The following is a 21,511-nucleotide window of genomic DNA, read 5'->3' on the forward strand; positions in this document are numbered from 1 at the left end:
CGTGCGGCATCTCCTGCCCAGAGCGTTGAAGTCGCGCCTGCCGCGCCGATTGAGAGCGCGCCACGAATAAACTCACGCCGGTTCGTTCCGATCATAGCGTTCGCGGCCTTATCGGCTTCGAGCCAGCAGCCGGTCTCCGCTAGCGAGAAACCGCATTTGCCCGCGAACGTCAGGCCGGACGAAGCGGATTGCCAGCTCCGAGCCGGTCGCCGTCATTCCTTCGAACGTATCGTTGCCGACCGGATAGAGCGCCGCCGCCGGCCTTTGCTGATTGGAATTGTCGAACGTGCTCAATTTGTCCGCGGTGCGCAGAGCGAGCCCGCCTTCACGGGCAGTGACGATGTAACGATCCGCATTGTTTTCGTAGGTCCCTTGGTAAGGCCTGGGGTCGACTTGCCCCTTCAGACGATGCGGCCGGGAATGTTTGATGCCGGTCCAGGATTCGAGAATCGGATCGAGGAAGGCCGACTTCAGAGCCTCGCCCTTGTCGCAGTTGGTCAGCAGAGCCAGGGCACGGCCGCTGGCAGGATGCGCATACAGCTGCGAGCGCACGCCCGGCCCGCCGCCGCCATGGCCGAGCACGCCGCCCGCCGAGATCATCCATCCCAGCCCGACCTTCAAGACCGAAGTGCCGATGGCTACAAATTCCGCCGTAGGTTCCATCATGCGTTTGGACGAAGCGTCGGCGAGAATCCGAGTGCCGTTCACGCCTACCCCGCCGTTGATCATCGCGCGAGCGAACATCACCAGATCCGCAGCCGTGGTCATTTGCGTGGATCCGGCTGGCGCAAAGCTCGGAGCGAGAAACGGCCGCGTCGTTTGCACGAACTTTCCCGTTGCGACGTCCGTCAAGTCGCCGATACTTGCGCGAAAGCGCGGCACCTCCAGAGGATCCACGAGAGCATGATGCATGCCGAGCGGCTCATAGATGCGAGTCTTCATCAGCGTGTACCAGCTCTTGCCGCGCAACCTCTCGGTCATATGGCCTGCGATGACGGTTGCGAGGTTGCAATATGAAGTCGCTTCTCCCGGCGCATACAACTGGCCCAGATCAGCGCAACGCTTGACCGCATCGACGATGCGCTCCCGGTCCGGTCCGTATTCCGGTAGCCATTCGCCATCGATGCCGCTGGTGTGGTTCACGAGCATCCCGCAGGTAATTCGCTGCAACGCCTGCATGTCGCGCAGTCGCAGCTCGGGGAGATGCTTCAGCACCGGATCGGCAAGTGCGATGACGCCGTCGTCCACCAACTGCATCATCAATGCAGCGTTCATGACTTTGGTGATGGAGCCGACGTGCATCACGGTGTCGACGGTCACCGGATCCCGGGTCACGCTGTTGCGCAGACCAGAGACGGCAGTGTGAAGCGCTCTGCCATCCCAATAGGCAAACGAGGCTCCAGTGATCCCGGTAGCGACGCGCGCCGCCTCGAGCCGCTGCGCGTAGTTATCGGTTGCGTCGACCTTCGTGCGCCCCTTGGGCTCGAACTGTGAGTCCGCCGCGGCTGCTGATTGACCCAACGGTAATGCAGCTGCCGCGACGCCAACCGTCCGCTGCAGGAAGTCGCGACGAGTAGACATGGATACCTCGGGGGCGAATTCCTAGAACGCCTTCGTGAAGCGCAGCCCGACCAGCCGAGGTGGCAGGACGCCGGTGGAGAAGCGTCGATCGTAGACCGGATCACCGAACACATCCGAGACGACTTGATTGAAAAGCGGCGTGCCGCGCTCGCTAACCTCGACGAACTTGTTGAACACATTGTCGGCGTAAAGCGTTACCGAAAATTCGTTCTGCGTGTCGGTGAGACCGATCCGCGCGTAGCTGATCGAGTAGGACGGGAGGGTTACGCTGTCGCCGCGCGCACCGGCCATGCTCAGCACATTGCCGGAGAAAACCGTCCTCCAGCCAAAGTCGAGATCGAACCTGGCACTGATCGGCTCTACATAGGAAGCGGCAATGCTGCCGCGGTGCCTGGCTGAGCCGGGCAACCGGTCACCCGCCTCGCCATCGATATAAACAGCAGCGAAACCTGGCGGAACGACCGTACGGATGAGCCTCGGCGAGCGTTCGTCCAGCTGCGCATCGGTGTACGCGTAGTTGCCCTCGATGCGCAGTTTGCTGGTGACTTTCGCGCCGAGATTGAATTCGGCGCCGCGGCTGGAAGCACCCTCTCCGTTGACCGTGATTCCCACGGCGCCGACCTGGGTAGAGGAACCGAGCTGCACGTCCTTCCAATCGATATAGAAGACCGCCGAGTTGAGTGTTATACGACGATCCAACCATTGGCTCTTGAATCCAAGCTCGTAGTTGGTCGTTTTGTCGGGCGTGTAGAGGAGCTCGTTGGGCTGACCGCAGACGAAAGTATCCGGCGGGAGCGGTACAGGGCAGAGCGTCAGAGCGTTCGAACTGCCGCCGCGATAGCCCTGGCTGATCGTGCCATAGGCCAGTGTGTCCGCCGAGACGCGGTACGAAGCGTTGAGCTTGCCGAGCACACCATCGTCCTTCTGCCCGGCCCGGGAGAAGTTGAATTGCGGTCCGGTCGCCGGAAAAGGCGGGAACGTCGCGGCCGACGCCAGCCTCAGGTCGTAGTTGTAGTATCTACCGCCGACCGTAACGGACCACGCATCGGTGAGTTGATACGAGAGCTCGCCATACAAGGCATATTCCTCCCGCTCGCTGCGGTCGATCGAGAGATAGTCACGGTCGTCGCCCACGGCAAAGTCGAAGAACTCGTGGAGGCCGGGCGTGAGCTCGACGTAGTCGATCACCCTTTTGAAACGGTTGTAGAACCCGCCGACCGTCCAGCTGAATGGCCCCTCGCCCTTGGACACGAGGCGTAACTCCTGATTGGTGCGCTTCTCCTCGATTTGCTCGTCGGTGAAATTCACCAGGCCCGGGAACAGCTCGTAGCCGAAGCCGAGCTCGATCGCGAGATCGGTCTGATCGCGCTGGCTGCGCGAGGAATATTCCGAATAGCTGGTCGCCGAGGTCAGCTCCGCGAAACCGAGGTCGAAGGTTCCCTCCAGCGTCAGCAGCTGGTTGTCTCGCTCGGCCGGCTCGAGCACGCGTAGCGCCGATTCATACTTGCCGAACGAAACCGGCAGGCTGTCCAGCCGGTGCGACGAGGACTGCCGCCCGCCGATATCCTGATTCTGGAAGTAATAGGTGAGGTTGAGATCGACCGCATCGGCAGGTGCCCAGCGCGCGGCAACGCGACCCGACCAGGTCTTTTCGTAATTGACGTCGCGCTTGCGGCGGAAATTTTCGGCAATGGCCTCCGGGCTGCCAAATGCGCTGGACAGCGATGTCCCGGGTTCCCGCAGGACATAGCGCTGGTCGATGAAACCCGAATCGTCGAGCCGATCGACCGAGGCCCGAAATGCAAACTTCTCGCTGAGCGGAAGGTTGACGGTCGCTCCGCCATCGAAGCTCTGGGTGGACGCCGCGCTGTAGCGATAGGTGGCACCACGAACTTCCACGGACGCCTCGGTGAAACTTGGCCGTCGCGGGATGTATCGAATCGCGCCGCCGAGCGTGCCGGCGCCGTACAGCGTGCCCTGCGGCCCCAGCAGAACCTCAACGCGCTCCATGTCATTGAGCTTGAGCTCCATGAACACCGGGGTTTCACCAAGATAGGTGGCAACGGTGCCGCCACCATCGTTGCTGTTGTCGTTGTTGGCCAGCGGTTCCGCGTTGAGGCCGCGCACGACGATCTGGCTGCCACCCCTGCCACCCTGATCGATGACATTGATACCGGGAATGGCGCGCGTCGCTTCGGACAAAGTCCTCAGGCCTTCGCGCTCGATCTGCGCGCCGGTCACGGCAGCGATATTGATCGGCGTATCCTGGAGCGTGGTGGTGCGGCGGGTCGCCGTGACGACGATTTCCTCGAGGCCTGCCGCTTCATCGGATTGCGAAGCAACGCCGGCCTGCGCGCGATTCTGGGCCAAAGAAGTTTCATCGCTATCGAGCCGCGCGCTGATACGCAGCTGTGAGGCGCTTGCGATCGGCACGATCGTGACGGTTTTGTCATCGAGATAGCGCCAGGTCAGACCGGTACCTTTGAGAAGTTGGTGGAGCGCTTCTTCGGAGGTGAGGTCGCCTACGGCACCTCCGGTGCGCAGGTCCGCGACGACATCGGTGCGGTACACCACCTGTATGTCCCGCTCCTTGGACAACAGCTGTAGCGCCGGACGCAGCGGCTGAGCTGAAATATTCGTTGGCTTGCGCATCATCGCGTGTGCGTTCTGAGCGGAAGCCAGACCCACCGTCGCACAACACATCAAAGCCGCACTTACCATCACGCGCATGAGATCCCCTCCGCCATTCCCCAGGCTTCTTGTGATTGCCGTCATTCGAAATGACCGGCTCATGCACGTATAGACAGGAACGCGCGGCAAACCGGATACCGCGGCGGCGATCTATTTGCGAAGGGCGACGCGGATCTCATCGTCGGCGGTCGTGACCTGGATACCGGGCTGGGCCTCGAGAAAGCGCAGCAACGAAGCGGAATCCGTGGAGGAGAAGGATCCAGTGATGGGAAATCCATCCAGGCTGGCGTCGACGACCTTGATCGGTCTTACGTTGTATCGATTGAACTCTTCGACGACCTCCGACAACGTCGAGGCGTCGAACACCAGCCTGCGCTGAGTCCACGCGGTGGCCGCCGCCGCATCCGCCGTTCTTGACTGTTTGGGCTGATTTGCCGGATCAGTGCTGACCGTCACCTGTTCGCCCGCGGACAGGAAAGATTTTCGACTCGCCTCAGCGCCACCGCTCGGCGAGGGTTCCAGAATGGACACGCGGCCCTCCACAACCGTGACGATCGTGCCGCTCGCCCTTCTATTCACGTCGAACTGCGTCCCGACCGCGCGGACACTGAGCGTGTCGACGCTTACTACGAACGGGCGATGCGCGTCGGCCACGACGTGAAACAGTGCCTGACCTTGCAACAGATCGATCCCGCGTTGCTTCTCAGTGAACTCGATGCGCACTCTGCTTCGTGCGTTGAGCTCGAGCGTTGATCCGTCAGGCAGCAACACGGAACGCTGTTCGCCGATGCCGGTCGTATAGAGCGGCGCCTGGAATTCGCGCCACGCGAACAATCCACCCACTACCACGAAGGCTATTGTGGCAGCCATCGCGGCTGGCCAATGCGTGCGAGTCCTCGAACGTTGCCCAGGCTGTGCGCTACCGGTCAAAGCAACGACATTTCCTTCCGTATTGGCGTAGGCAATCAAAGATTCCGGTCCCTGATCTCGTGAGAACTTCGCGACCGAGCCCTGTTTCCAGAGCGGCAGTAGCCCGAGATAGGCGCGCACATGCTCCGGCGACTGGCGCAGCCAGTCGTCGAACTCACGTCGGGTGTCGGAATCGGGTTCACCGGCCTCGAATTCGATCAGCCATTCGCTGGCTTCCGCCAGGATCTGCGAATTCGTCGATTCCCTGGAAGTCTCCCTGCTCATGATGGCGTTACCGAACTCCTTCAAAATGCTGTCGGCAATGCTCTACCGCCTTGGCCAAGTATTTCTTGACCATGGGGCGCGAGACGCCCAGCTGCCTGGCGATCTCATCTAGGGTGTAGCCGTAGCGCCGCTGTAGCACGAAAGTTGCGTACGCCCGCGGCGATACCCCGCTCAGTGCCTGATCGAATTGCTCGAGCTGCCGAACCGCGTCGATGTAAGCACCGGCATCGTCCTGCACGTAGGCCTCGATCTCGGCCAGCACTTCGTCCATCTCCACGGCCTTGGGCGCCGACGCATGGCTCAGTCGATGTTCGTAGAGGACATTGCGCGCCACGGTGAACAGGTAAGCCTGCGGGCTGCGGATGGTCTCGTGGCGCGGCATCCGCAGCAGCCGCAGATAGACGTCCTGCACCAGATCCGACGCATCCGCCGAAGCACCCCGGAGCTTCAGCTCCAGAAATCGGCGCAGCCGAGAACCATGCGCCCGGGCCAGCGCGGCGATGAAGGCCTGTCTGTTCTCTGTCCCCATGGCAGTCCGAAAATGCATTCTCCCATCACTGTAGACAGCTCTGGGCCGAAAAGTGGATACCGGTCACTTCGGGGCTGGCGCCGCCTCTGGCGGCTGGGCCATCAGGATGGAGAAATGCTCGAAGCGAAACACGCGGCGATTCCCGGACGCAGGTGTCGACGGGACGGAACCCGCGAGAATCTCCCGCAGAGCCGTCTGGAGCTCGACCAGTTGCTCGGGATCGGCCGTCGGCGCCCCGTGGGCCGGCAACAGTACCTTGAGACTGGGCCGCAACGCCACCAGCCGATCGATCGATGCCCGATACGCGGCCAGATCCGTGCCGGGCGCCCAGAGATAAATCTGGTTTGAATAGTACGTGTCGCCGGTGAACAGCAGGCCGTGCGCGCGGTCGAGCACGGTGATCGAATCCGGCGTATGACCCGGGGTTCGCAGCACTTCGAGCGTTCGATTCCCCAGGTCGATCCGTTCGTTGTCCTCGATGTAGCGTGAGATGCGCCACGTTGGAATCTTGTATTCGCGGCTCGTCACCCATGCCGGAAGTGAACCGCAAACATGATCCTCGGCGAGTGTGGGCCTTGCATATTCAGCCAGTGCCGGATCGACGTGTCCGCGCGAGCTCGCGAGGCTGTAGGGAATGTTCAGATTTCGCACGTCAGCGAACTCGGCATTGCCGCCGACGTGATCGAAATGAGTATGCGAGTTGAACACGGTCACGGGCAGTGGCGTCAGTTTCGAGACGATCTTGCCGATGCGACCGATACCAAGCCCCGAGTCGAACAGCACGGCGCGCCGGGACCCTACGATCAGGAACGAATTGACGCCCTCTGCCTGGCGCGGCTCGGTAATGGCAAACACGCCGTCGGCCACGACATAGATCTTGAACCAATCCTCGCCCGAGTCGACTTGAGTGAGCGCAGCCAGCACCGGCAGCGGCGCGGCGTCACACCAGGATTCTGCTCGAGCGCTGGTGGCCAACAATGAGCCAACTGCCAACGCCGAATACAAGCACCTCACCGCGAGTTCTTTCACGAGCAGCCCCTTAAGTCGATTCGCAGACTCTACGCGAACGGCAGGTAACAAAGGAAATGCGAAAGGATCGCGGCCGAGTAGCCAAGCCGGATGTCTGGGCCTGACTTTATTCGAACCAGCGATGTCGAGATGGTCGCCTCGAGGGCGGTTCCGTGGACTCAAGTTGATTCGATGACTGTGGCAATCACGGAAGTGCCGCGACTTGTGCGATCGCGTCCCTGATAATGGTGTACGAGTGAGGCGTGATCGCTGAAGCGGCGGTCACCGTGAGTCTTGATAAAGTTTGGTTACCAGTGCGCCGGGAGACCGGCAAAGAGTAGGTGGTGAGAGTCCACTGCGATGAGGATCTAGCGAGTCACATCGACCCCAAGCCGTGCGCAGGTCTGCGTGAGGAGTCCGGCGAAGCGTCGGTCGGGGTATGAGCAGGCCAGCCATTGAGCCGCGTAATTAAAATCATCCCGGGTGCCGACGCGGTTGGTAACGCGGAAGGCAACATCCACAGGTGCGTCATCGCAAGCGCCTCGCAGAGCCCGGCGAGGTCGTAGAACCTGGCATGCTCAGAAGCTCTTTGTACGGGAACCGGGAGATCTCCAGCTTGACCGTTGCAACTACAGCGGTCCGCATCGGGAAGGTGAGGAACCGAAGCCGATGATGCACGAGGTGGAGAAGTCAGACCTTTCCACACGAGCCCGCGTTCTCAGATAGCGGCAACGGCACTGTGAGATGTCGAAGTTATGGCATACAGCAAAGCAGTCCTGACCGAATCACCAGATTTCGAACGCGAGGCGGGTCAGGTCATCGGCCTGAGCCAGTCCGGTACAGTCTTTAGCGACGGAAGAGTTAGTGCTGCTCGACGCTGCTTGCCGCGCCTGTGAGTTGATAGACAACAGCCCGAGGAGGAGCGCTGCAGGAAGCTGGTGGATGAATGCCATGGCGGTTACTCTCAAGATGACCGAACTAGAAACGTTGGTCTCGCGAGGTGAGTTCTGCCGACAAACCTACGACGACGAAGTCAGCAGCACCGCCTACTCGGAAAGAGCGGCGGTGTGCCAGGTGAACCCGGCTCCGGGAGGACCGCCCGATCCCACGGCCACTTTATAGAGATCGATATTGGCATCGTCGGGACGCCCCATGACGAGCACGAGTTTATTGTTGCCGGCGATATCGCCCGGCTGTCCCGGAGTTCGACGAACTCTGGCTCGCGGCGCTGGAGCCATTCAGCTCGAATGAATTCTTCATCTCACACTCCGGGTTCCTGCAGCCCGGGAGTTTGCAGCTCGGTGACGCCGAACGAATGAGCGTGGAGCCTCTCAAACAGCTGCCCGACTTCTTCAACGCCAGCAGCCTGGAAATCGCACAGTTCGACGCCTCATCAGAATCTGCGCCGGCAGACACGCTATCCACGCACGCTGCTGATCACTTCGACTCGGACGCCCGGGCTCGGCACCGCCGAACCCGGGGCCGCGGGCCATCACATCTTTGCGCGCAGGGTCACGCCGAAGGTTCGCGGTTCGGTGTGGTTGTCCATCAAGCCACCGGCGCGAAGCGTGGAGTTATACGGTCCCTTGCGATAATCGACATCGAACAGGTTCTTCGACCACAGCGAGACGTCGTAGCGCCCGCCGCCGAACTCATATCCCAGGCGCAGATTGGTCAGCGTATAGGAATCCACCGTCTTGTTCGGATCATTCTCCGGTCCGATGGGCGTGTCGTCTCTCCAGGAAACGTCCAGTTGCCCATACAGCATGTTGCCGTTGGCAACGTAACGTTTCGCGTAGGCCGAACCGTAACCCGCCCACTCCGGCGTTCCCTGCACGCGTCGGCCCGACAGGTCGCAGAACGTCGGAAAGTTGGGTTGCCCCGCATCGGGTGAGCCAACCGCCGGTGTTTGAATACACGGCCCGCGATCGAAACGGTCGTAGATGGCATCCACGTAGGCCCCGCCGGTGGTGAGCGTCAGCCAGTCGGTCGCGGCGAACGACAGATCCAGCTCGGCCCCCTCAGAGGTGATCTTGCCGGCGTTGCGCAGGATGAAGCCGCCGGCGCCATTGAAGCTCTGCGCCTGAAAATCGTCGAACTCCATGTGGAACACCGAAGCATTCAGACGCAGGCGATTGTCCAGGAAGTCGGCTTTCAAACCGATCTCGTAGCTGTCCACCGTCTCCGGATTGAACGTCACCGGTACGCCCGGCGGCAGTCGCCGGCCGTTGGTGCCGCCGGACTTGTAGCCATGACCGTATGACATGAACGTCATCACGTCATCGCTCCAACGGTAGGCCAGCTTGGCGGTGCCGGTGAGCGCACTGTCGGAGAACTTGCGGCCATCGATATCGACCGGCACGGGCGAGGTGAAGCCGATCACCGCCCACGCGGGGTTGTAGCGGCTCTCGATGAAGCGGGTGCTCAGCTCCTTCTGCTCATCCAGATAGCGCAAGCCCAGCGTCAGAATCAGATCGTCGGTCAGACCGACGTCGCCCTGGGCGAACAGCGCCCAACTGCTCTGCTTCTGATTCTCGAAGTTGGTGATCAGATCGCCGTCGCGATACACCGGCGCCGTGCAATCGGCCGGAGCAACGCCGGCGGCCGCACAACTGGTTCCCAGCGCCGTCAGATAGCTCGCATTGGTCGGATTGCCCAGCAATGGATTGAGGTCCGGCCCGAGCGGCAACTCCTGCCTGGCATCGAGCTCTTGATCGAAATAATAGGCGCCACCGATATACTTGAAGCGCTTGCCGACCGAGCCGGTGACGCGAAATTCCTGGGTGAACGTGTCCTGGCTGGCGAACCAGTTGTTGTTGAGCGTGAACAGGTCGGTGCTGTCGCCATCGAAGAAATTCTCCGAGTCGAACTTGCGATACGCGGTGATGGACGTGAGCGTGACGGCATCCAGGCGCCAGTTCACCTCCGCCGACAGCCCGGACTCCTCGATCAGCGCACGATTGATGACATCGGCGGCGCTGATGTCGTCATCGAAGCGATCCTGCAGAACGATCGTCGCCCCGAGCGTGTCGCGCATGTACAGATCGCGAGGGCTGTTCAGCACCACGCTCTGCGAGCAACACTTCTCATCCATCTGCTGATAGTCGGCGATGATCCTGACACTCAGCGCCTCGCTCGGCGCCAGCAGGAACTGACCGCGCAGCGCGAATCGATTCAGATCGTTCTGATCCTCGCCGGTGACGATGTTCCTGACATAGCCGTCGCGCGTGGATATGCCGCCGGAGATGCGGGCGGCCGCCTTGCCCTCGACCACCGGAATGTTGATGGCGCCATTCGCGTTCAAATAGGCGAGATTGCCGGCGCTCACTTCGCTGTAGCCGCCGTAGTCGTTCAGATCCGGAGCGACGGTGATGTACTGGATCGCGCCGGACGTGGTGTTCTTGCCGAACAGCGTGCCTTGCGGCCCCTTCAGCACTTCCACGCGCTGGATATCGACCAGATTGTTGAGCGCCGAGGACTGCCTGGAACGATACACGCCGTCGACATACAGGCCCACGGAGGATTCCAGGGCCCAATTGTCGCCGGGCGTGCCGACACCTCGCAGATTGATACTGGTCTGCACCGGCGAGTTCTCGCTGACCACCGTCAGGCCTGGAACGAACAGCTGCAGGTCGCGGATATCATTGATGCCCAACTCATCCAGCGACGCGCTGTCGAACGCGCTGATCGCGATCGGCACCTCCTGGATATTCTCCTCGCGCATCTGCGCCGTAACGACGATCTCCTCGAGTTTCGCGCCGCCCTCGCCAGTGACGGCCTGCGCTCTGACGGAGACAGGATTGGCCGCCACGGACAGCGCCAAAGCCGCGAACATAGAAGACTTGACTGACTTACTCGACATCTCATCGCCCCCATCTGTTTTCTGTGTTGCCGAAACAACGATCACGTCTCTCTTGGTGACGACAGAATGGAGGCCGGTATCAGCCAGCAGGGTCTTCAGTGCGTCCCGCACCGTATAGACGCCTTCCAGCGGCTTGGTCTGGATGCCTGGAACTTCACTGGCCAGATAGAACAACGAATGGTTGGTCTTGCTCGCCAGGTAGTCCAGAGCATCGTTCACCTTCAACGAAGGCATATCCAACCGATATAGCGTTTCCGTGGCTTCGCCGCGAGCGGCGAAACTCAGCAGGATCATCAACGTCGCACAAGTTGCCTTTACGCCGTCAACCATAACGCTATCGATCGGTATCGCTGCCAGTCGCTACCCTTGACCTCATGATTACTGTCATGCAACAGCTCATAAAGAGGGTCGGCGACGAAATACCCGTAACATCCTTGCACGAGCGACGATGAGGTGAGATTCGATTCATCGATGAGGCGGTCATGACATCGAAGCCTCAGCTCCCCCGAAGAACTCTCGCGCGCCATGCGCGCTTTGTTGTCGACTCAACTACGATTCAGAGCAGTTTCCCGCCCGGCCTTCGACTCGAGGCTTCACCGCAGCGCCGTTTTGGGCGGAGCGGTTTACTTCTCACGCGAGACGCGCACCGTCGAGTCGCTGTCGCGCTCCATGCGCACATCGAAGGACGTCTCGATGGCGTCGAACATCGCCTCGCTATCGCCGATCTTGAAGCGGCCGCTGATGCGCAGGTCGCGCAGCTCGGCATCCTCGATGACGATGTGGTTGGGGATGTAGCGATTGATCTCGGCGATCACATCCTCCAGCCGCTCGTTGCTGAACACGAGCTGGCCGTCGAGCCAGCCGAGTTGACGCTTCATTTCCTCGGCAGTCAACTTTCGGGGCGGCGCCGGAGTGCCGTCGTCGAGCTGGCTGACTGTGGCGCCCTCGCCTTTGCTCACGAGCAGCACTTCGTCCCGGGCACGGCCATCCGCATCGGCGGACGTCCGCTCCGCCCGCTGAGCTTCGCCCTTGGACTGACGCTTGGACAACTGCACCTTGCCGTCGGTGACGGTGACAACCACGTTCTGCGAGGTCAGCCGGACGACGAACTCGGTGCCGAGGGCTTTGACCTGGCTGTTGTCTGCGTAGACGATGAAGGGCCTTTGCGGTTCGTGCGCCACATCGAACTTGGCCTCCCCCTGCAACAATCGAACGATGCGCGCTGCATCGGAGTACTCGACCTTGACGATGCTGTTGGTGTTCAGATGCACCACCGAACCGTCACCGAGCCGATTCGATTTCTGCATGCCAACGCCAGTCAGCAAAGTGGCCTCGACCACCCGCGGCGCCGATTGCCAGAACCAGCCGAGACCCAGCGCGCACAGGCACACGGCAGCCAGCGCGACCACGGCATACCGTCGCACGAATCCCGGTGTCACGACCGGTTCGGCGACCGCCTCGACGTTCGCCGTGAGCGCGTTCAGCACCGAATCCATCTCGCTCCACATGGAACAGTAGCTTCGGAGCGTCCGTCCGTGCTCGGGATCCTGGGCCAGCCAGTGCTTCAGATCGCTGCGTTCCTGTTCGGACAGAGTGCCGCGATCCAGTTTCGCCAGCCAGTTGCTAGCCTCGACTTCGCGCAGTTCGCGAGTGCGCAGTGCTACGAGCGGTGCACGATGTTTCATACATCCCCGCCCTGTTCGCCAGTCTGTTGCAGCCCGCGAGCAGGACACTCCTCCGTTGAATCCTCGAACTCGTATCCTTGCGTGATCAGATGACGCCGGCATTCTCTCAGCCCGCTCGCGATGTACTTCTCCACTGAGCTGACCGAGACTCCCATCTTCCTCGCGATCTCGTTCTGCGAGAAACCGCAGAATTTTCGTAACAGAATGGCACGACGCTTGTCCGCCGACAGCGTCAGCAGCGCTTCGCTGAATCTTTCCAGTTTCTGCGCGTCGTGCAACTGCTGATCGATGGGTACCGCATCGACATCCGCCTGGGACTCGTCGATCTCGGCGGAAATCTCCCGCGAGCGTTGCGAGAGTTTCTCCAGCACCAGATTCCGGGACACGACGAACAGATAGCCTTGCGGCGACTGGATGCGCTTCTTATCGTTCCCCTTCAGGACGCGCAGCAGCGTCTCCTGCAGAATGTCGTCGACGTCGGCGGGTCGGATCGACATTCGCAGTATCGAGCGGACCAGCCCATTACGGCAGGCCAGGAACGCCTTGGTAATCGGATCGTCGTTTCTATTCATGTCGCAGCGGCCAGCATCGCGCCCCTCGCCGAACCGCCCTGGCCAATGTAACCACTTGAATCCAAGGCATTCTCCGATCTTGCGCCGCCGGATCGGCAGGCCCCCGGTCCCGGTCTCCGCCCGGCTCGCCATCTAAAGAGGGTTTGGACGAAGAAATCCGTAAGAGCGGTCAGCGACCGCCGGCGCTGTCAGCGTCGAAAATAGGCATCCCCCGCCATGAGCCGGCGGGCAGTCCGGCTGAAGCCCAGTTCCTCGAAGTGCACGAAGGGAAAGCTCGCGATGGCGCTGGCCCTCACCCTGGCTGCCGTTATCCCAGAGGGATGACCGATCAACAAGACCTCTGGCGACTCACGGGCGACGGAGTGGATCACCGAGCCCGGAATGCGCGAAGCCGCTGCCAGGCAGATCGAACCCGTGCCGGCGATGCTCTCGTGCAGGCGATCCATGAAGATCAGCCTCACCAGCACATCCATATCGGAGGCGAGAACCGCGGCGCCGGACAGAGAGAGATAATCGGCTGGTGGAGCCACCAGCCCGACGAACGGCACCGTCGGTGATAGCTCCGCCGCGCGCTGCCATTCATCGCAGAACCCAAGGAGAACCGCAGCCTTGCCACGCACTTCGCGCAGCAGGCTCAACAGCGGAACGTTGCGATTGAGGTCTGCCGACAGGACGCTGGTCTGCAGTCCCAGATCGTCTGCCCGCACCCAGACACACGGATTGGCGACATCGCATAGCGTGGCGACGATGGCGCGGCCGTCCTCCAGCACGATGCGATCTGTCACGCTCCCGGTCGGCAAGAGCCGGCCGGTGCTGGAACCGATCGTGCCCACCCAGTTCATGCGAATCTCCGCGCCTTCCCCCGGCACTCCGGGCACACGAAAGCGCCCCCCGACCTGAGCTTTGCCGCCGACCGTCGGCACCTCCGCGATGATGATCTTCGAGGTGTTGGTGTTGTAGATGCGCACGCGGGTCGAGCCGGGCTGCACTTCGACCAGTCCCTCATCGAGCGCAAAGGGACCGACCCCGGCGCAGATGTTTCCACAGTTGGCATCGTAGGTAACGGACGCTCTCTCCAGCTCCACCTGGCCGAACGTGTAGTCGACATCGGCGTCCGCGCGCGTCGACGGCGCGATGATCGCGACTTTCGATGTGATGGGTCGCGAGCCGCCCAGGCCGTCGATCTGCAATACGTCCGGAGATCCCATGAGCTCGAGCAACAGTGCATCGCGCGCCGCGGCCGTCGACGGCAGATCGCGCGCATGAAAGAACAGCCCCTTGCTGGTTCCCGCTCGCATGATGACGCAGCGAACCGTGGCTTGCTCAACGCTCTTGCCAACTTCGATGGATGACATGGTGGTACCACAACCGATGGCCAAACCGGCGACGGATAGTTCCAGAACGTTTGGAAGTGAGCAATAGCAAATGCATCACGATCGCCCTGCCTGTGCGTCGGTAACGCGGCGTTGCGAATATTTGCTGACGTCGTTACGGAAATTGTTCGCCGCGCCCTCTTTATGCCCGATGACAGGTATCGTCCTGCCGGATGGAAGCTGCGCCCAGGCAAGATAGAGAATGAACAACCGACACGCGATCTATATCGACGGCAGGTGGCTGCAGATTCAGGCCCCATCGTTTTGCGTCAGCGACGCCGCGACGGGCGAACCGATGACGAGCATCTGCCTCGCATCCGCGGAGCACGTGAACCTCGCGGTACGCTCGGCCCAGAAGGCACTGCCGATCTGGGCCGCCGCCACGCCGGAGCAACGCAGTCACGTACTGAATCAGATCGCGGACGGTCTCGAAGCCCGCGCCACCGAACTTGCTCACGTCATCGCCCGCGAAGTCGGAATGCCGCTACGTCTGTGCGAGATGATTCAAGTGGCAGCGCCCATTGCCGCGTGGCGATCCTATGCGGGCCTCGCCGCGCAGGCTCGTAACGAAAGGTCGATCGGTCACTCGCTCGTGATCGACGAGCCAGTGGGTGTCGTTGCCGCGATCACGCCTTGGAACTATCCGCTACACCAGATAACCGCCAAAGTCGCCGCCGCATTGGCCGCTGGAGCGACAGTCGTGCTGAAGCCTTCGGAGATCGCTCCCTCGAGCGCGCTGATATTGGCGGAAATCATCGATGGCTCCGACCTGCCCGCCGGCGCGTTCAACATGCTGACCGGACTCGGCAGCGAAGTCGGCACAGCGCTGGTCGAGCATCCGGACGTGACGATGGTGTCCTTCACCGGTTCGACCGAAACCGGCAAGCACGTCGCGGCGCTCGCGTCCCGCGGCATCAAACGCCTCTCGTTGGAGCTGGGCGGCAAATCGCCGGCCGTCGTCCTGGAAGGCGCCGACCTTACGCAGGCCGTCAAATCCACCCTCGCCTCGTGTTTGCTGAACTCCGGCCAGACATGCAACGCACTGACACGGCTCATCGTCCCGGAGGCGCGGTTCGAAGCGGTCGCGCAGCTGCTGCGAGAATTGCTGCCGAAGTACATCGTCGGCGATCCGATGGAACGAACTACTCGCATGGGTCCGCTCGTCTCCGAACAGCAGAGGCGCAGAGTGACTGCGTTCGTCGACGACGCGATTCGTGCCGGCATTCCTGTCATCGCCAGAGGCAATCTTCCCGAGCAGCTGACCGGCGGATTCTTTTTCGCGCCCATTGTTTTCGGTCCGGCTCCCGAGCACTGCGCGCTGGTACAGCAGGAAATCTTCGGACCGGTACTGACAGTGCAGACTCACCAGGGTGTGGACGACGCCGTGCGCTTGGCCAACGGCACGCCGTTCGGTCTCGCCGCGGCCGTGTGGGCCGACACCGATGAGACTGCAATCGCCGTCGCCCGTCGCATTCGCGCAGGACAGATAGATCTGAACGGTGCTCCGTTCAATCTTGCCGCGCCATTCGGCGGCTTCGGTGCATCGGGCCTCGGCCGCGAGAATGGCGAGGCCGGTCTCAGCGAATTCCTCGAAACAAAATCCTTGCAGAGAAAAGCGACCGCCTGACTTCACGCCGCGGAATGACTGGCGACCGACTCCCAACATCAGGTGACGCTTGCGAACCGAGCCGATCGAGATCCTGAGCAGAAGAATCTTCCGCGCGTTCTCCGATGCGGTAGCACTGCATGATGGCCAGCGCCTCGCCCGGCTGTTCACGGAGCAAGGCACCTATACCGATTGTTTCTATGGAACCGCCACGGGCCACGAGCAAATCGCGCGCCTCATCGATCGTGAGTTCTTCGGCACAGCGGACGATTTTCGATGGACCTTCCATGACCCGGTCGGAAGCAGCGAGCTGCTGTACGCACGCTACGCGTTCTCGTACCGCTCGAAAGTTGCCACCGCGCCCGCGTCACGTGTCGGATTCGAAGGTGTCGCGATCGTATCGCTACACGGCGAGCAGATCGCCTCCTACCGGGAGATCGCCAATACAGGGCCCATGCTCGCCTCGCTGGGCTACGCCTCGGATCACCTGCGGAAGATTCTGTTGCGAGAGAACCAGCGAGTATGGTCGCAGCCGCAGTTTCGGAGTCACACAGATGCCGGTGAGTGAAGGAACTGCCCTCGGGACGCAACTCGCCGCGCCGGCGCCCGAGACATCGTTCAGCAGCACCGTGGCTGCGCGCATCGATGCAAACATCGGGTTCATCTACATCGACAACCCGCCGGTGAACGCGCTGTCTCACAGCGTGCGCTCCGGTTTGTCCGCGGCGGTCCGAACATTCTCCGATGCGCCCGGCGTTCAGGCGATCATAGTCATCGGCAAGGGACAAACCTTCCCGGCCGGGGCGGATATCCGCGAGTTCGGCCGGCCCATTGAAGAGCCCGCGCTCAATGCCGTCAATCTCAGCATCGAAGCGTGTCGCAAGCCCGTCATTGCCGCCATTCACGGCACAGCGCTGGGCGGCGGGCTGGAGATCGCGCTCGCCTGTCATTTCCGAATCGCTCTCGCCTCCGCCCGGCTGGGACTGCCCGAAGTGAAGCTGGGGGTCATCCCGGGTGCCGGCGGAACTCAGCGGTTGCCACGGCTCATCGGCATCGAGCAGGCCCTGCGGGCAATAGCGACCTCTCGCATCCTCGATGCCGCGGAGGCGCTGCAACTCGGACTGGTCGATGCGATCGTTGCCGACGATCTGCACGCTCACGCCATCCGCTTCGCCCAACAGGTCATCGCGGAAGGCCGCCCGCTCCGCCTGGTTCGCGACCTGCAAGACAAGCTCGCTCCAGCCAGTGCCGGGGTGTTCGACGAATTCGAGAGCAACTTGCCGGCGCGGCTGCGAAATCGCCTCGCCGCGACCCGAGCCATTCGCAGTGTGCGCAATGCCGCTGCATTACCCTTCGATGAGGGCTTGCGCAAAGAACGTGAGTACGTCGAAGAGTGCAAGGCCTCGCCGCAATCGGCTGCTCTGCAATACGTGTTCTTCGCCGAGCGGGCAGCATTCAAGTTCGATGGCTACATTGCCGGCGCTCTCGCCGGACCCGAGCCGCTCGTGGGCATCGCCGGGGCCGGCGCGCTGCGCACGCCGCTCGCGGCTGCCCTGCTGATCGGCGGCTGTCGAGTGCTGCTGTTCGATCAAAACGCTCGTGCGCTGTCCGATGCGTCGAGCGCGATCGTCGAGCGCCTCGAGAGATTGTCATCCAAAGGCCGCATCGCTTCCCGACAAGAACTGCAGTCGCTCACCGCTGCGCTCGAAGTCACCAGCGAGGCCGCTTCGCTGCGACATTGCACCGCTGTCATCGAAGTGGAGCCGGATATGCTTTCGAGCAAGTCCGCAATAGTCGGTGCATTGAGCGCCCTGGTTGGCGAGAAAACCGCGCTCATCACAACTACCGCGCTCCTGTCCGTGGATGAGATCGCCGCCGCGAGCCGGCGCCCCGCGAACGTCGTCGGCATGCATTTCTTCATTCCAGCATCGACGATGCGCCAGGTGGAGATCGTGCGCACCGACAGGTCCAGCAACCTCGCGGCATCGATCGCCGTCGAGCTGAGCCGGCGGCTCGAAAAAATTCCCGTCGTGAGCCGCGACTGCGACGGTTTCGTAGGCGATCGAACCCTGCGCGCTTACTTGAAAGAAGCCATCGCGATTCTCGAGGAAGGCGTGCCGGCCGCGCACATCGACGCCGCGCTACGCGACTTCGGCATGGCCCACGGCCCATTCGAGCTTTGTGACTTCATCGGCTTGGATCTGGCGCAGCGGATTCTGGACGGACGCAGCGGGCCTGGTGAGACCGGGACGAAGCTGATCGATCTGCAACGCGCCGGAACGCCGGACGGCATGCCTGCGCATGCAGGCACATCCATCCCGAAGATCCTCGCAGCAGCCATCGTGGAGCGCTGCCTGCTCGCCGCGGCCGCCGAAGCGAAACGACTCGTGGCCGAAGGCATCGTGTCTCGCCCCAGCGATGTCGACATCGTCTGGGTCAACGGGCTCGGCTTTCCAGAGCATTGCGGCGGGCCGCTGTTCTGGGCCACCCAGACCACGGCCAGCGTCCAGCGCTGAGCCGCAATGTTTTCGATCCGATCAGGAGACTCTCATGTCCGACGTTGCCCTCTATCATGAAATTGTTTGCGAAACGCTCGGCCCGGTGCGCCGCATCCTGCTGAACCGCCCGCAACTGCGTAACGCGCAGAACCGCACGATGCTCGATGAGATCGACGCCGCCTTCGCCGCTGCCGCTGCGGATCCCACGATCCGCGTGATCATCCTGGCAGCCGCCGGAGATCACTTCTCCGCCGGACACGATCTCAAGGAAGCTCAGCGCGATCGCTCGCATCAGTCCGCCGAACAGCGTTTCCATCAGGAGGAAGCCAAGTACTACCAGATTTGCATGCACATCCACGATTGTCCGAAACCGACGCTTGCGCAGGTGCAGGGAGCATGCCTTGCCGGTGGCCTGATGCTGGCGGGTATGTGCGATCTGATCGTCGCCGCCGAGGACGCTTTCTTCTCCGACCCGACCGTGCACAGCGTCTCTCTGGCCAGCCTGGAGGTGCTCGCCTATCCGTTCTATCTCGGGCCGCGCAGAGCCAAGGATCTGCTGCTCACAGGCAGGCGCCTGCCAGCGAGCGAGGCGCTGCAGTTCGGGTTGGTGAACCGTGTCGTACCGCGCGCAGAACTGGAGAGCACGACACTGAAGCTCGCCGAACACATCGCGAAGGCGGCACCGTTCGCGGTGCGCCTGGCGAAGCGCTCTGTCAATCGAATGATGGACATGGCCGGCTTTCGTACCGCGCTGGAGGCGCATTTCGACACGCATCAGGTCACCCATCACAGTGACGAGTTCGCTGCCGTGATCAATGGCAGCCTCGCCAACAGCATCGATCGCGGCAAGGCGCTGCGTTGATCGTACGGAGCTCGCACATGTCACAACCAGTAATCATCACCTGTGCCGTGACCGGTGGCGCTCCGATCGTGGAGAAGAACCGCGTACCGGTGACGCCGCAGGAGATCGCGGACTCGGCGCTCGAGGCGTGGCGAGCCGGCGCGGCCATCGTTCACATCCATGTGCGCGACCCGAACACGGGACAGCAAAGCAATGAGTTCCGTTACTACGAAGACGTCGTCAATCGGATTCGCCGCAGCGGCTCGGACGTCCTGATCAACCTGACCACGGGCTTCGGCGGACGATACATTCCCAATCTGGAGGATCGTGACCGGATCGGCCCAGGCTCGAATGTCATCAGCCCCGCCGACCGCTGCCGACACGTGGTCGAGTTGCGGCCGGAGCTGTGCTCGCTCGACATGGGTTCGATGAACTTCGGAAACATCGTGTTCGTCAACACGCCGGCCATCGTCGCCGAGATCGCCAAAGCAGTCACCGCGGCCGGCGTGCTGCCGGAGCTGGAAATCTTCGAGCCGGGCCATCTGCGGCTCGCCCGGGAACTGCTCGCCAACGGCACCCTGCCCGCTCCCGGCTATTTTCAGTTGTGTCTGGGCGTGCGATGGGGCAGCGCTGCCGATACCCGGACCATGCAATTCCTGGTGGATCAACTGCCCGCCGAGGCGCGGTGGTCGGCGTTCGGCGTGGCGCACAGCCACTTCGCCATGGCTGCGCAGTCACTGATCCTGGGAGGCCATGTGCGAGTCGGTCTGGAAGACAATCTTTACATCGAGCGCGGCGTTGCCGCTCCCGGCAACTACAGTCTGGTGGAACGCGCCGTGGTGCTCGCCAACGCGCTGGGCAGACCCGTGGCATCCGCTCGAGAAGCCCGAACCCTGCTTGGAATATTGTCATGAGCTGGCCATGCACTCCTGACGATCGGAAACTGCAGCAACCCTATGCAAGGCGGCGCACGCGCCTCGCCGAGGCATTGCGCGAGCGCGGCTTGGGCGCGGCGGCCATTTTGCCCGGACCTTCTTTCTACTATTTCACCGGCCTGCATTTCCTGTTGCTGGGCCGACCCACGATGATTGTCATCACCGCCGACGGTGAGCTGCTGGCCTTGCTGCCGGAACTGGAACGGCTGAAATGGCTCGAGCACTATCACGACACACGGACGTTCTTCTGGCAGGACAGCGACGGCCACCAGGCCGCATTCGATGCTCTGGTTCGCACTCTCGGCCCGATGCGTCTCGGCATCGAGAGCCGGCGCATGCGGACTTTCGAAGCTGACGAGTTCCGCTGGCGGCTGGGCAGCGATGCCTTGATCGACGTCGAACGCATCCTGGAACGCCAACGCATGGTCAAGGAGATTGCCGAGATCGAATGTATCGAGCGCGCGATCGCGATCACACAGCGTGCGTTGGGCGAGACGCTGGAACTGATCAGAACGGGCCAGACCGAGCTGGACGTGCAGAAGATTCTCAGCATCCGCATGCTCGAAGGCGGTGCCGACGGGCTCGGCTTCGAGCCACTGGTGCTGTTCGGAAGCAATGCCGCGAATCCCCATGGCACCTCGGCAGATCGGCCGCTACGGCCGGGCGATCCGATTCTCATCGACTGTTCCGCACGCATTCAGGGTTATCACTCCGCCTTGAGCTGCAGCGCGTTCTGCAAATACGTGAGCGACGAGCATGCAAAGATTCATGAGGCTGTGGTGACCGCGAGCAAAGTCGGCCTGGGCGCGGTCGAGTCTGGCATGACCGCACATCAACTCAATGGCGCTCTCATGGATTCGCTACGAAGCTCGGGGTACGCGGACATGATCGTTCATCGCGGCGGTCACGGCCTCGGGCTCGCGATTCACGAGGCGCCGTACATTCAGGAGAGCGAGCACGAAGTGCTGCCCGAGGGCGCCGTGGTGCTGCTGGAGCCGGCGTTGTATCGCCAGGGAGAGATTGGCGTGAGACTGGAGGACGTGGTTCTGGTGCAAGCAGGCACCTCGCGAGCGCTGACGAGCTTCAGCCGGGAACTGAAGATCGTGGGCAAGTAATCGCGGCGGCGTGCTTCGGCT

General features: G+C 62.1%; 15 protein-coding genes. 6 read left to right on the top strand and 9 right to left on the bottom strand.

The window, feature by feature from the left end; translation table 11 throughout:
- Positions 1-108 precede the first annotated feature (108 nt).
- From EKO19_RS33520 to EKO19_RS33565, 9 genes are all read right to left on the bottom strand, one after another.
- Positions 109-1,581, bottom strand: a complete 1,473-nt coding sequence (locus tag EKO19_RS33520; protein WP_129781791.1) for a serine hydrolase domain-containing protein — start codon at positions 1,579-1,581, stop codon at positions 109-111.
- A gap of 21 nt (positions 1,582-1,602) precedes the next feature.
- Positions 1,603-4,311 (bottom strand): TonB-dependent receptor, encoded by a 2,709-nt coding sequence (locus EKO19_RS33525; RefSeq protein WP_175597283.1) that lies wholly within the window; start codon positions 4,309-4,311, stop codon positions 1,603-1,605.
- A gap of 111 nt (positions 4,312-4,422) precedes the next feature.
- On the bottom strand, positions 4,423-5,466 hold the full coding sequence (locus EKO19_RS33530; protein ID WP_129781793.1) for a FecR family protein: 1,044 nt from the start codon (positions 5,464-5,466) through the stop codon (positions 4,423-4,425).
- Between the two features lie 7 nt (positions 5,467-5,473).
- Positions 5,474-5,995: an RNA polymerase sigma factor gene (locus EKO19_RS33535; RefSeq protein ID WP_157995565.1), complete on the bottom strand. Its 522-nt coding sequence runs from the start codon at positions 5,993-5,995 to the stop codon at positions 5,474-5,476.
- A 63-nt stretch (positions 5,996-6,058) separates the two neighbouring features.
- Positions 6,059-7,024 carry an MBL fold metallo-hydrolase gene (locus EKO19_RS33540; RefSeq protein ID WP_157995566.1) on the bottom strand — a complete coding sequence of 322 codons (966 nt, stop codon included), beginning with the start codon at positions 7,022-7,024 and terminating at the stop codon, positions 6,059-6,061.
- Positions 7,025-8,495: 1,471 nt separating this feature from the next.
- Positions 8,496-11,195, bottom strand: coding sequence for a TonB-dependent receptor (locus EKO19_RS33550; RefSeq protein ID WP_129781796.1), 2,700 nt, complete (start codon positions 11,193-11,195; stop codon positions 8,496-8,498).
- Between the two features lie 293 nt (positions 11,196-11,488).
- Positions 11,489-12,550, bottom strand: coding sequence for a FecR family protein (locus tag EKO19_RS33555; protein ID WP_175597284.1), 1,062 nt, complete (start codon positions 12,548-12,550; stop codon positions 11,489-11,491).
- Positions 12,547-13,122: an RNA polymerase sigma factor gene (locus EKO19_RS33560; RefSeq protein WP_157995567.1), complete on the bottom strand. Its 576-nt coding sequence runs from the start codon at positions 13,120-13,122 to the stop codon at positions 12,547-12,549. The genes EKO19_RS33555 and EKO19_RS33560 overlap by 4 nt, the downstream gene beginning before the upstream one ends.
- A gap of 188 nt (positions 13,123-13,310) precedes the next feature.
- Complete coding sequence (locus EKO19_RS33565; protein ID WP_129781799.1) at positions 13,311-14,477, bottom strand: 2-methylaconitate cis-trans isomerase PrpF family protein; 1,167 nt, start codon at positions 14,475-14,477, stop codon at positions 13,311-13,313.
- A 220-nt stretch (positions 14,478-14,697) separates the two neighbouring features.
- Here EKO19_RS33565 and EKO19_RS33570 point away from each other — a divergent pair, with 220 nt between their 5' ends.
- From EKO19_RS33570 to EKO19_RS33595, 6 genes are read left to right on the top strand one after another with little or no spacing between them, the layout of a single operon-like run.
- The gene (locus EKO19_RS33570; RefSeq protein WP_129781800.1) at positions 14,698-16,122 is read left to right on the top strand and encodes an aldehyde dehydrogenase family protein; all 1,425 of its coding nucleotides are present in this window, start codon (positions 14,698-14,700) and stop codon (positions 16,120-16,122) included.
- Between the two features lie 49 nt (positions 16,123-16,171).
- Positions 16,172-16,669: a nuclear transport factor 2 family protein gene (locus EKO19_RS33575; RefSeq protein WP_129781801.1), complete on the top strand. Its 498-nt coding sequence runs from the start codon at positions 16,172-16,174 to the stop codon at positions 16,667-16,669.
- Positions 16,662-18,617 (top strand): enoyl-CoA hydratase-related protein, encoded by a 1,956-nt coding sequence (locus tag EKO19_RS33580; RefSeq protein ID WP_175597285.1) that lies wholly within the window; start codon positions 16,662-16,664, stop codon positions 18,615-18,617. The genes EKO19_RS33575 and EKO19_RS33580 overlap by 8 nt, the downstream gene beginning before the upstream one ends.
- A 34-nt stretch (positions 18,618-18,651) precedes the next feature.
- Complete coding sequence (locus tag EKO19_RS33585) at positions 18,652-19,461, top strand: enoyl-CoA hydratase (RefSeq protein WP_129781803.1); 810 nt, start codon at positions 18,652-18,654, stop codon at positions 19,459-19,461.
- A gap of 17 nt (positions 19,462-19,478) precedes the next feature.
- Positions 19,479-20,354, top strand: coding sequence for a beta-keto acid cleavage family enzyme (locus EKO19_RS33590; protein ID WP_129781804.1), 876 nt, complete (start codon positions 19,479-19,481; stop codon positions 20,352-20,354).
- A complete protein-coding gene (locus EKO19_RS33595) occupies positions 20,351-21,490 on the top strand; it encodes a M24 family metallopeptidase (RefSeq protein WP_129781805.1) in 1,140 nt (379 codons plus the stop codon). The genes EKO19_RS33590 and EKO19_RS33595 overlap by 4 nt, the downstream gene beginning before the upstream one ends.
- Positions 21,491-21,511: the final 21 nt, after the last annotated feature.

The organism is Peristeroidobacter soli (assembly GCF_004138485.1).
Taxonomy (GTDB): Bacteria; Pseudomonadota; Gammaproteobacteria; order Steroidobacterales; family Steroidobacteraceae; genus Steroidobacter; species Steroidobacter soli.

Bases quoted from the DNA above. Each gene is read 5' to 3' on its own strand.
- EKO19_RS33520 (WP_129781791.1), bottom strand. From the start codon at position 1,581: ATGTCTACTCGTCGCGACTTCCTGCAGCGGACGGTTGGCGTCGCGGCA.
- EKO19_RS33565 (WP_129781799.1), bottom strand. From the start codon at position 14,477: ATGTCATCCATCGAAGTTGGCAAGAGCGTTGAGCAAGCCACGGTTCGC.
- EKO19_RS33570 (WP_129781800.1), top strand. From the start codon at position 14,698: ATGAACAACCGACACGCGATCTATATCGACGGCAGGTGGCTGCAGATT.
- EKO19_RS33530 (WP_129781793.1), bottom strand. From the start codon at position 5,466: ATGAGCAGGGAGACTTCCAGGGAATCGACGAATTCGCAGATCCTGGCG.
- EKO19_RS33550 (WP_129781796.1), bottom strand. From the start codon at position 11,195: ATGGTTGACGGCGTAAAGGCAACTTGTGCGACGTTGATGATCCTGCTG.
- EKO19_RS33560 (WP_157995567.1), bottom strand. From the start codon at position 13,122: ATGAATAGAAACGACGATCCGATTACCAAGGCGTTCCTGGCCTGCCGT.
- EKO19_RS33525 (WP_175597283.1), bottom strand. From the start codon at position 4,311: ATGCGCGTGATGGTAAGTGCGGCTTTGATGTGTTGTGCGACGGTGGGT.
- EKO19_RS33595 (WP_129781805.1), top strand. From the start codon at position 20,351: ATGAGCTGGCCATGCACTCCTGACGATCGGAAACTGCAGCAACCCTAT.
- EKO19_RS33555 (WP_175597284.1), bottom strand. From the start codon at position 12,550: ATGAAACATCGTGCACCGCTCGTAGCACTGCGCACTCGCGAACTGCGC.
- EKO19_RS33535 (WP_157995565.1), bottom strand. From the start codon at position 5,995: ATGGGGACAGAGAACAGACAGGCCTTCATCGCCGCGCTGGCCCGGGCG.
- EKO19_RS33590 (WP_129781804.1), top strand. From the start codon at position 19,479: ATGTCACAACCAGTAATCATCACCTGTGCCGTGACCGGTGGCGCTCCG.
- EKO19_RS33585 (WP_129781803.1), top strand. From the start codon at position 18,652: ATGTCCGACGTTGCCCTCTATCATGAAATTGTTTGCGAAACGCTCGGC.